Genomic DNA, 10,705 nt, shown 5'->3' with positions numbered 1-10,705 from the left:
GAGGGGGTTGAAAGAGGTGGGACAAAAATGGCCAAAAAATCCAATTAAATCAACGGCCACAAAAGCCAATGGTGGGCCCGGAGGGTGTTCAGAAAGCGATAAAAATCAATTTCTTAGAGATCAGTGGGACTTCAGAGTATTCAAATCTTTTCCAATGTTTTTCGATGTTGTTGTCCCACTCAGAAGTGCCTCAGTCCATCAAGCCGACGCACTGAACGCCTCACTCGGAAGGGAGGTTTGCGCAAGGCGAAAGGAAGATCGCGTCGGTGTGCAGCCTTCCTGAGGAAGGTCGCGGTAGCGCCAACTGCTGACGCTCAGCGCGAAGACATCAATGTCCTGTTATGCGGCCGTCAGAGGACCGGCCGCTTCTCGCGCCAAGAAGCGATAGCAGACATGCAACTAGGTGGTACAAAATCTCTAGCGTGACCCTTTAGAGACATTTGCGTGCGGCATTTGCGTCTCGAAAGCGGATCTTTAGTGCTACCAGCACCAACGACCGTCTGCGGTCGTTCAGAACACGGGTTACCGTCTCTAAACCGTATATTGGACCGGGCAGCCGCCGGAAATTGATCGAATCGAGGTGATCGCATGTCAGGAGGCGTTCAAAAACGACCTACGACCGCGATCTTCATCGCGGCCGTTTTCATGGTGTCATTCCCGGCTATGCTGACAAGTTCTTTATGATCGGCAGCTTGCGGATCGTCTTGCCCGTCGCCGCCCGTAGCGCGTTGGCGACGGCCGGGCCGATCGGCGGCACACCCGGCTCGCCAACGCCCGTGGGCGGCTCGTCGGACGGCACAATGTGCACCTCGACGCGCGGCATCTGCTCGATCCTGAGCGGCATATAGGTGTCGTAGTTCTCTTGGTCTACGACACCGCCCGTCAGGGTCAGCTCCTCCTGGAGGATCGCGCCTAGCCCGAAGCCGATACCGCCCTCCATCTGAGCGCGAATCTGGTCAGGATTTATCGCGGTGCCGCAATCTACCGCGCAGACGACGCGGTCGACTTTGAAATCATTTCCATCGTTGAAGGTGATCTCCACCACCTCGGCGACATAAGTCGAGAGGCTTTCATGCAGGGCCACGCCGCGGAAACGGCCTTCCGGCAGAGGCTTGTCCCAGCCTGCCTTCTCAGCAGCCAATTTCAGCACGCCGGCATGCCGTGGATGGTGACCGAGCATCGACAAGCGGAAGTCGACCGGATCACGGTTCGCAGCGGCGGCGAGCTCATCGATCAGGGTTTCCATTGCGTAAGCGGTGTGGGTGGAGCCTACCGAACGCCACCACAGCACTGGGATGTTCACGTCCGTGGTGGTCAGCTCGACCTTCAGGTTCGGGATCGCATAGGGCAGGTTGGTGGCGCCCTCTACGGAGGTCGGATCGATGCCGTTCTCGATCATCGCCGCAAAGGGCGAACCGCCCGCGATCGATTGGCCCACGATGTGGTCATGGAGAGCGACGACATTGCCTTCCTTGTCGAGCCCCGCCTCGACTGCGTGCACATAGGCCGGCCGGTACCGCCCACCCCGCATGTCGTTCTCGCGGGTCCACTGCACCTTCACTGGCTTGCCGGGTCCCAGTGCACGCGCTGTGGAAACAGCTTCGATAATGAGATCTGCGTCCGAGACCGCTCGGCGGCCGAAGCTGCCGCCGGTCTTCATCACGTGCAGCCTCACCTTGTCCGGCGTGGTGCCGCCTACTTGAGCGGCAGCCGCCTGATAAAGGTCGGGCATCTGGTGTCCGCCCCAGACGTCGATGGTGCCGTCTTCGTTGATTCTGGCGGCCGCGTTGAGTGGCTCGATCGAAGCATGGACAAGATAGGGGAATTCGTAGTGCCCTTGGATGACTTTCTCAGCACTGGCCAACGCTGCGGGAGTGTTACCGTCGTCGCGCGCGGTGGCCGCGCCCGGATCGTCTGCTGCCTTAGTGTATTCGGCCATGATCTCGGCCGTGCCGCGCCTTTCGGCCTTCTCTTCGTTCCAGGTCACCTCCACGAGATCGCGGCCCTTGAGCGCCGTCCACATGTCCCTGCCGACCACGGCAATGCCGCGCGGCGTCTGGACGACATCGACAATGCCGTCGAGTGCCTTGGCCTTGGAGGCGTCGAAGCTCTCGATCTCAGCGCCGAACTTCGGCGGATGGATCATAACGGCCGTATTGAGTCCATCTATCTTGAGGTCGATCGTGTAGGTCTGCGCGCCATTGGTCTTGCCGGCGGAATCGTAGCGCTTGAGGCTGTCCGATCCGATCTGGGCCCACTTGTCGCGCGGCTTTAGCGGCACGTCGTCGGGAACCGGCATTCCCGCTGCGGCTTTAGCCAGGTCACCGAAGCGCGCCTGCATCCCTGAGGCGTGCGACACGACCCCGGAAGCGACTGTGATCTCGCCGGCTGGCACGTCCCACCGCTGCGCCGCGGCCGCCACCAGCATGGCCCGTGCGGCAGCACCCGCCTTGCGGTAGCGCTCCCACGACGAGCTCATCGACGTGGAGCCACCGGTTCCCTGCGCGGCCCCGCCCCAGGCGAGATTGCCGTAGAGCGCGGTATTGCCATATCCGCCGACCACGTGGACCTGCGCCCAGGCGCCGTCGAGCTCTTCCATAACCAGGGTGGCGATGCCGAAATAGGAGCCTTGTCCCATCTCGAACTGCGACGAGTGGATGACGATTCGGTTCTCCGGTGTGATCTCGACATAGGTCTGGAAGGGGTTCGCCTGGACCGCTGCAGGCGTCGTTTGTGCGTTGGCGGGCGCGGCCATCATTAGCCGGTAGCCCACGGCGAAGCCCGCGGTGGTGACGGCCGTGCCGAGGAGGAACTGGCGCCGCGTGGGCCCCACGGCATTATGCTTCGGGAGAAACTGCAACATGCCTCAAGTCTCCAGCCGGTTGGCGGTCTCGTGGATGGCCGCGCGGATGCGATGATAGGTGGCGCAGCGGCAGAGATTGCCGCTCATCGCCGAATCAATATCATCGTCCGTCGGCTTCGGCGTCTCTGTCAGGAGGGCCACGGCCGACATGATCTGGCCAGACTGGCAATAGCCGCATTGAGGTACGTCGAACTCGGCCCACACGGCCTGGACCGTTTCGCCGATCTTGCCCGACACGCCCTCAATGGTGGTGATCGAGGCTCCTTCGATGTCGCCGACTGCGGTCTGGCACGAGCGCGTCGGCATGCCGTTAACGTGAACCGTGCAAGCGCCGCACTGGGCAAGGCCGCAACCGAATTTCGTTCCTGTGAGTCCGATGCCGTCACGGATCGCCCAGAGCAGCGGCATCTCTGGATCGACGTCGAGTGTTCGCGCTTCGCCATTGAGGGTAAAAGCGACCATGGCTTGCTCTCCTTGTCCTGAGCTGGCTATCTCGTTGCGCCTCCGCCCGGCTAGGAACCGGACTCTTCTTGCTGAGGCATAGCGACCACAGACTAGGATCGCGCAGCTCGAGCAACAAGCCGCTAGCTGGCAATCGCGAGATCGTGAAGTGGCTCGTGTCGAAAGGCTGGAGGCAACTGAATGTCATTTTTGGGCCCACCGGCCGGTCAGTTTCCGGCTCGATGACCTGGTTGGCAGTCATTCCGCTTCTAAGCCTAAGCCCCAGACATGAACTGTAGCAGCATCATAAAAGACGACATCAAGCGGCGATTTTTCGTTGCGCTGCACCGCTAGCTCGTTCGCGTGGTTCATGATCCGCTGGTTATCCGCGGATGCTGGTTCACCATAGGTGCCAGAAACTTGCCACGCGCTATGCGGTTAAGGATGTGGTCGTCATTCGTAGCGAGCGAATGGCCGAAAATGAAGAAGCAATGGCTGGCGGTCTTCCCATTCGCGGTGAACTGCTTGAAGCCTTGGTACAGGTAGGCATTGTGACGGATCTTCGCCTTCTTCTGGGCGCTGGTGGGTTGATGAAGGGCGGCTTAGGGTCATGATTCCCGCTGCAATGACCGATGAGTCACAGACGCTGCATTGCGCGCTAGACCGCAACTGCGGTATTCTCGATCATACGCTCAGCCATCCTATTCGCACCTCGTTGCCGCCGTTCGCCGCACCTATCGATCGGAGGCCTTCCAGCCTCGCGATAGCCGCGCTATGTGGCTGCACACAACCTGACGACGAACAGGAGCAAGATTGGACATAGAAGCCAGCACAAGATCGCCCTCCCCCTGTCCTTGCTCGTTTTCATGCGAAAACAATCGAACTGAGTGCTGCGGGGATAGCGAGGTCGATTTGGCCCACTTCAGAGCGAAGTCGGCCATAAGCCATTGATATGATTTTGGTGGGCCCTGAGGGTGCTTGGAAAGTCAGAAATATCAAAGGCTATTCGACAGTGGGACTGTGTTGCGTTACTATGCTCTCCGGTCTTTTCCGGTTGATTTGTCCCACCCCTGATGCCGATTGCGGTCATTCGCCGCTGCCTTGGTCAATTCCCGATTCCACAAGCATCCGGTCCTGAGTGGGCAGACGGGCTTCCTAGTGGTAATTAGTCAGCGACACGTTGACCGTTCTCGTCACGCGGGTGAAATCTACGTTCGACCATATACGTCGTCGAAGCGAACGATATCATCCTCGCCGAGATAATCGCCGCTCTGCACTTCAATGATCACCAGGTCAATTCTGCCTGGGTTCTCCAGCCGATGCTTATGGCCGCAGGGGATGTAGGCTGATTCGTTTGTCGCCAGGAACAACTCCTGCTCGCCATTGACGATTTTCGCGGAGCCGCTGACCACGACCCAGTGCTCCGAACGATGATAGTGCATCTGCAGGCTCAGCCGCCGACCGGGCTTCACCTCGATGCGTTTGATCTTGAAGCGCTCGCCTTCCTCAAGAACCGTGTAGGTACCCCACGGCCGGTGTACCGTGCTATGGACCAGGTGAGCTTCATGTCCTGAAGCCTTGAGGCCCTCGAACAGCTTCTTGACGTCCTGAACGCGGTCGCGGGATGCGACAAGCAAAGCGTCCGGGGAATCGACGATCACCAGATCGCTGACGCCGACCGTGCCGATGACGCGCTTGTCGGAGCTCACATAGCTGCCGGTCGTGTCGACCATATGCACATCGCCGCGTATCCTGTTCCCGCTTTCGTCGGGGGCGATCAAATCGGCCATTGCGTTCCAGGATCCGATGTCGTTCCAATCCATGTCGCAGGCAACCACGGCAAGTTTGTTCGTCTTCTCCATGACAGCGTAGTCGAGCGAGATTCGCGGGGCGGAGACGAAATGCTCAGGCGCGAGTTCGATCTTGGCAAAGCCTTCGCCTTGACTGAAGCGGCCGTTCTCGTAGCTGTCGGAGACGGCCTGGATCACCGCGGGGCAATGCGATGCCATCTCGTCGAGCATGGTTTGTGCGCTAAAGCAGAAAATGCCGGCGTTCCAAAAGAAGCGCTTGGACGCGACATAGGCTTTGGCTGTGTCCAGATCCGGTTTTTCAACGAAACGGACGACTTTCTCACCATCCGCTTCGATATAGCCGAATGCCGTGTCCGGTCTGGTTGGGGTGATGCCCAATGTGGCGATCCGCCCGAGCTTCGCATGTTCGATGGCCCGGCACATGACGTCTAAAAATGCAGGCAGGTTGCCAACCATGTGATCGGCTGGGAAGACGCATAGAATCGCGTCAGGGCCTTGCGTCGCCTTGGCATGGATGGCGGCTGCCGCAACGGCTGCGGCCGTATCCCGGCCTTCAGGCTCGAGCAGAAAGGTGCGTGGCAGGACCACGGACTCTAGTTCGTCGAAGTCGTCCTTGGTAAGGAAGAGGTGTTCCCCAGATGTCACGGCGACGAGTTCCACTACGCCCTTTATCGAACCGGCGCGCAACACAGTGTGCTGCATCAGTGAATGCCCGTCTGCCACTTTGAGGAAAGGTTTAGGGTGCGATTGCCTTGAGGCGGGCCATAGCCGCGATCCGGCTCCGCCGCTGATGATGACGGGAACCACTTTCATATAACAACCTCGATTTCGTCTCTGGAGTGATTGCCCGCGCCCTTTCGAGCGTTAGCGTCACGATCGCCGTCGCTCTGGCTTGGTCTGCGGCCTCCGAGTAACAGCGAAGTTCTGGCGCGTTGCCGAACGGCCTCAGATGACGACGCTATCGGTATCGTACGACGCTTCCATGGCCTCGATGAGAAATGGACATTCAACTATGTCTGTTGGTTGCATCCGCCGAATTGTGCAGGTGACGGGTCTTAACTGAGACCAGAGATTCTTTGGCTGTCTTCTATCAAAATCAAACGACTTGGCTCCTTCAGATCGAACTCAATTACGCGTGGTACGAAAAGGCGTGCATATCGTGTAAAGGCGCTCGTCGGAGGAAACCGAATTACAGTATCGCAGCGCCCGAGAAGATACATCTCAACGAGGGCGGAAATTGCGCCGTCCATCCCAAGTGCTGCAGTGTGTAAGGGGCCGTCTTGATCGGATCGGAAATGCTTGGGGACGGTGAGAAGATCGGGAAACCTGGCCGACAGGTGATCCAGGATTTGCGCGCTGTCCGTGCACAAGAACAGCCGCACAGGCTTGGGGTGCGGTAACGCTTTAGCCTTATCAACCGCAGTGCACACTTGTCGAACGGCGAACTCCGGATCGGCCCAGTAGGGCGCATGGTCCATGATGTCTTCACCGTTACCATGTCGAACATGAACCCCGATGATGCTGTGCCCCTCAAAACATTCTTGGTAAATGGCATTTATGCGTGTTTGAATTTCAGACCGAGGCTTGACACTCTGGAAGACCTGCCGCTCGGCATCCTCATCGCAGCGCCACATCAAGCAAGCGTCACACACTACTGTGTTCGCTTCGACATCGTGTTCGGCCTGAAAGAGCTCGCCCAACTCGTCGCGCTCTTGGAAAATCTGCTCATCTGGGCGGTAAAGGCAGTCGATCGCTGGCCTATTCCACCACTCCGGGAAGAATGGACCCGGGAAGGAAAAGTCGTTGATCCGGTCGTCGCAAATAGCCGGTACGCCAGCGATGTCATTGATCGGTTCGAAGAACACCGGAAAGGCATTTGTGAAGGGTTGGTCGAGATAGCAGGACCCGCGCCAGTCGACGGCTAGCGTTCGTCCCGACCGCTGAGCGTAGCGCCAAGCGGCCGCCAGCGACCATAGACAATCACCGAACCCCGTACGCCTCTGAGAGACGACGAACCTGCGCTTTACCAATCCACTGACCTGCATTTTCGGAAATTTCGTTTCAGAGACGAGGTTGCATCTGGCTTGGGATCTCTTAATCGATACTAGTCGACCGTTACGCCGGGCGATTTGGTAGAGGCTGCGCGTGGGGCAGAAGAGCTCCCTCTGCACTGCCTATCCTTATCTCTGTGACGCTCGCAAATCTTGACGCCGGGTACTCCCGCTTCCGGTTAAATTCAGCGTTCTCTAATGCGCCGGGCGACATCTGTAAAATTGATTGCGTGGATGTGGCCCATCCATGTGTTGGATACTAAGGCGTTCCTTGACGATGGGCCTCTGCTGACGCGAGGCCGCGCTTTGCTAAGCGAAACAGCCGTTCGAGGCAGTCCACAAAGTCCCTTTTTCAAGTCCAATTCTTAACTGCCTCAACGTAACATGTCATTTGCGGGCGTTTCCTGAAGGACGGATGTGCAGGACCCGCCAGCCGTCGAATGTCAGGCGCAGGCCATCCACGTCATTTATGGCCATCATGGCGTCCGGTCCCATCGAAAGATGCGACACGGCGCCCTCTGACGCTTTCAAGTGCGCCAACATGGCGCAACTCGTGTCGACCGGATAGCTTTCGATCCGGCCGGACTGAGCGACTGGCACGCGATGCTGTGCGACGACGGCCGAGAGAGGAATTTTGGCGTCTGCAGCCATGTGGAGGATCGTTCCGACGGTTCTGCGGGTTCTCGGTGTCGGAGCCGACACCTGTGCGAACCCGCTCTCGTCCGTTTTCGACAGGCCCTTGAGGTTCATGACCCTGTTGTTCGCCGAGATCACCCGCCAGTTCAGCGATCCAGGTGAAGATCGGCACGCCTGTCGATGCGGCGATCATCGCCTCGGCCAGCGAAGATGATGAAGAGGGCCATTGGGTCAAGTACAAGCGCCGACCAGCGTTTCATTGCTTCAAAGCCCATTTCGGTGCCTACGCCGATACGGCCCTTGTCGAGGAGATCGCCGTCACGGCGCCCACACCGAGGACGGCAACGCCGTTCCTGATGCTCTGCCCGACAATCCCGGCGAAGTGTTTGCCGACAGCGCCTACCGAGGCAATCATCTCGGCGACGCGGTGCGCGCCAAGGGTGGAAGGCCGCGCATCGTCGCAACCGCTGTGGGGGCGCGACGAGGCCGAAAGCTCGACGCCTGGAACCAACCGATCCACAGAATTTGTACTCGGATCGAGAAGATCTTCGGCACCTGTAGCCGGATGCGATGGCGAGGGCTGGCAAAGGCGGCCGTTCAAATTCGCCGCACTGCGATCGCCTACAGTATGAAACACAGTTTGATGGTCGCCTCGTCCCCCCATCGTTGAAGCCCAGCTACCGTTTTCGGGCTAGCGCGCCCGAAATTCCTTGGAGGTCAACACGTAATGCCCTACCCGGCTTTTCGCCGCCGTCTCAAATGTGCGGTTCGCCCAAAGCCCCCGACTGCCACGAACTTTGTCTTCGCGCGGAGCGAAACCTCGCGCCACGACTTTGTGCCGCCGATGTGCCCGCGCTGCCCTGTCAAACAATCCATTTTATGGATGCACCTCATCCAAACAATCGATTTCACTGATCAAAACAATTTCCATTAGAAGACGCTGAAGCAGGCAATGATTAAGATTACTTGGTTAGCGCAAGAGAGCGGTAAGGTGGAGTTGTCGGCTTGGACCCACATGCCCGCCATTTTATCTGGGAATGGCTACGTGCCCTGTTGGCGCAGGGCAAGACGATTCTACTGGCCACCCACTTCGTGGAAGAAGCGGAGCGGCTATGCAACCGACCTGCGTGCTTGAGAACGGACGTGCGTCCTCACTCGCTGATTGATGAGCAAATCGGGTGCGACGTGATTGAAATCTATGTCGCTCACCCCGTGAGCTGAGTTCGGCACTCAGGCCGCATGTGCGACTTAGGCAGGTTAGCGGCGAGACTCTGTTTTGCTATGCCTCCAAGCAGGAGCAGGTGTGCTCGCTGGCTGACACTGTCAATGACGAGCTCCGCGCCGCATCTGTCGAAATCCTTCCATAGGGTATGGGGCGGGCCGCAGTTTGCTGGCGGTGTGGCGAGCCGGAGTCGAAACTTCAACTATAATAGAGCAGGAAGAAAATGGGCGAGAACAGGAAAGTTGCTCTGGTTACGGGCATAACGGGACAGGATGGTGCCTATCTTACCCGCCTTCTGCTGGAAAAAGGCTACGTCGTTCATGGGATTAAGCGACGTTCCTCTTCCTTCAACACGGGTCGCATCGAAGACATCTACCAAGACCCGCACGATCCCGATCCGCGCCTAATTTTGCATTACGGTGACCTCACTGATGCGACTAATCTCATCCGAGTAGTTCAGGAATCCCAGCCAGACGAGATTTACAACTTGGCCGCTCAGAGCCATGTCCAGGTGTCGTTCGAAACGCCGGAATACACAGCAAACGCCGACGGTATCGGAACATTGCGACTTCTTGAGGCGATCCGCCTCCTCGGTCTGAAGGACAAGACCCGCTTCTATCAGGCCTCGACTTCAGAGCTCTACGGCCTCGTGCAATCCGTACCGCAGAACGAAACAACGCCCTTTTATCCGCGCAGCCCTTACGCCGCCGCCAAGCTCTACGCCTACTGGATCGTGGTCAACTATCGCGAGGCCTATGGTATCCATGCTTCCAACGGCATTCTCTTCAATCATGAAAGCCCACTGCGCGGCGAAACTTTTGTGACGCGCAAGATCACCCGCGCCGCCGCTGCTATCTACCTCGGCAAGCAGGACAAGCTTTATCTCGGCAATCTGGATGCTCAACGCGATTGGGGCCATGCGCGTGAGTACGTGCGTGGTATGTGGATGATGATGCAGCAGGATCAACCGGATGATTACGTGCTGGCGACGGGCAAGACGACCCCTGTCCGCCAATTCGTCGAATGGGTTTTCGAAGATGTCGGCGTCGCGCTCGAATGGCGTGGTGAGGGAGTCGACGAAAAGGGCTATGATGTCGAGACCGGCAGATGCCTAGTCCAGGTAGACCCACGCTACTTCCGCCCCACGGAAGTCGATCTTCTCCTGGGCGATGCCACCAAGGCGAAGGAGAAGCTCGGCTGGGTGCATGAGACATCCGTGCGCGAGCTCGCCGCGGAAATGGTGCGGGAAGACCTCAAGGTCATGCAGACATCGGTAATCATGAAGGAAGCATAATGTACGATCTGAAGGGAAAAGCCGTGTGGGTCGCGGGCCACAAGCATGGTGGGCAGCGCTGTTGTAGGCCGCCTCGCGTCTGAAGACTGCAAAGTTATGGCCGCCCTGACGTTTCCCCCAATTTTATCCAGTCGTGAGTTCGTTTCCGGGGGTGGATTTGCCCTGATGGCCGGTGGACGCGACGGGTGCTGGCGCGGAGCGTTTCACGTTGCGCAGCGCGAGCGACCGTCGCGGGTTGAAGGTCGATGCACATTCGTTGGGTGTCTGCCATCCGATGTGCGAGTGCGGACGCGCGCCGTTGTACAACACGACGAGAGAACGCCCACGGGACCGAGGAACGCAAGTTTCTTTATCCATGGCATCCCTGGGCCGGGCGTTGTGTTCACG

Annotated in this window: 9 protein-coding genes and 1 pseudogene; 4 read left to right on the top strand and 6 right to left on the bottom strand. The window is 58.6% G+C overall.

Features of this window, described 5'->3' with window-relative positions:
• Nucleotides 1-283, top strand: a 283-nt coding sequence (locus NKI41_RS32200; protein WP_352686988.1) for a hypothetical protein, incomplete at its 5' end; no start/stop codon positions are given.
• A 378-nt stretch (nt 284-661) separates the two neighbouring features.
• Here the strand turns inward: NKI41_RS32200 and NKI41_RS32195 are convergent.
• The 6 genes from NKI41_RS32195 to NKI41_RS32170 form a co-directional block, all read right to left on the bottom strand.
• A complete protein-coding gene (locus NKI41_RS32195; RefSeq protein WP_023680054.1) occupies nt 662-2,863 on the bottom strand; it encodes a xanthine dehydrogenase family protein molybdopterin-binding subunit in 2,202 nt (733 codons plus the stop codon).
• A 3-nt stretch (nt 2,864-2,866) separates the two neighbouring features.
• Entirely contained in the window at nt 2,867-3,325 is a 459-nt protein-coding gene (locus NKI41_RS32190; protein ID WP_352467057.1) for a (2Fe-2S)-binding protein, read from the bottom strand.
• Nucleotides 3,326-3,672: 347 nt separating this feature from the next.
• Nucleotides 3,673-3,846 (bottom strand): hypothetical protein, encoded by a 174-nt coding sequence (locus tag NKI41_RS32185; protein WP_352474479.1) that lies wholly within the window; start codon nt 3,844-3,846, stop codon nt 3,673-3,675.
• A 666-nt stretch (nt 3,847-4,512) separates the two neighbouring features.
• On the bottom strand, nt 4,513-5,928 hold the full coding sequence (locus NKI41_RS32180; protein ID WP_352516345.1) for a mannose-1-phosphate guanylyltransferase/mannose-6-phosphate isomerase: 1,416 nt from the start codon (nt 5,926-5,928) through the stop codon (nt 4,513-4,515).
• 242 nt (nt 5,929-6,170) lie between these two features.
• Nucleotides 6,171-7,160 carry a nodulation protein NodZ gene (locus tag NKI41_RS32175; RefSeq protein ID WP_023680057.1) on the bottom strand — a complete coding sequence of 330 codons (990 nt, stop codon included), beginning with the start codon at nt 7,158-7,160 and terminating at the stop codon, nt 6,171-6,173.
• A 393-nt stretch (nt 7,161-7,553) separates the two neighbouring features.
• A complete protein-coding gene (locus tag NKI41_RS32170) occupies nt 7,554-7,916 on the bottom strand; it encodes a hypothetical protein (RefSeq protein WP_156937465.1) in 363 nt (120 codons plus the stop codon).
• A 44-nt stretch (nt 7,917-7,960) separates the two neighbouring features.
• Here NKI41_RS32170 and NKI41_RS32165 point away from each other — a divergent pair, with 44 nt between their 5' ends.
• From NKI41_RS32165 to gmd, 3 genes and pseudogenes are all read left to right on the top strand, one after another.
• Nucleotides 7,961-8,434 carry a hypothetical protein gene (locus NKI41_RS32165; RefSeq protein WP_352467054.1) on the top strand — a complete coding sequence of 158 codons (474 nt, stop codon included), beginning with the start codon at nt 7,961-7,963 and terminating at the stop codon, nt 8,432-8,434.
• 370 nt (nt 8,435-8,804) lie between these two features.
• Nucleotides 8,805-9,106, top strand: a pseudogene (locus tag NKI41_RS32160) (nodulation factor ABC transporter ATP-binding protein NodI); the annotation flags it as partial.
• A gap of 141 nt (nt 9,107-9,247) precedes the next feature.
• Entirely contained in the window at nt 9,248-10,318 is a 1,071-nt protein-coding gene (gmd, locus tag NKI41_RS32155; protein ID WP_352474458.1) for a GDP-mannose 4,6-dehydratase, read from the top strand.
• Nucleotides 10,319-10,705: the final 387 nt, after the last annotated feature.

It is taken from the genome of Mesorhizobium sp. M0601 (assembly GCF_040320845.1).
GTDB lineage: Bacteria > Pseudomonadota > Alphaproteobacteria > Rhizobiales > Rhizobiaceae > Mesorhizobium.
This window is presented reverse-complemented; position numbering and strand designations above follow the sequence as displayed.

What these genes read in the sequence shown, in the direction of transcription:
- NKI41_RS32195 (WP_023680054.1), bottom strand. Translation starts at nt 2,863, where the DNA reads ATGTTGCAGTTTCTCCCGAAGCATAATGCCGTGGGGCCCACGCGGCGC.
- NKI41_RS32190 (WP_352467057.1), bottom strand. Translation starts at nt 3,325, where the DNA reads ATGGTCGCTTTTACCCTCAATGGCGAAGCGCGAACACTCGACGTCGAT.
- NKI41_RS32180 (WP_352516345.1), bottom strand. Translation starts at nt 5,928, where the DNA reads ATGAAAGTGGTTCCCGTCATCATCAGCGGCGGAGCCGGATCGCGGCTA.
- NKI41_RS32175 (WP_023680057.1), bottom strand. Translation starts at nt 7,160, where the DNA reads ATGCAGGTCAGTGGATTGGTAAAGCGCAGGTTCGTCGTCTCTCAGAGG.
- NKI41_RS32170 (WP_156937465.1), bottom strand. Translation starts at nt 7,916, where the DNA reads ATGAACCTCAAGGGCCTGTCGAAAACGGACGAGAGCGGGTTCGCACAG.
- gmd (WP_352474458.1), top strand. Translation starts at nt 9,248, where the DNA reads ATGGGCGAGAACAGGAAAGTTGCTCTGGTTACGGGCATAACGGGACAG.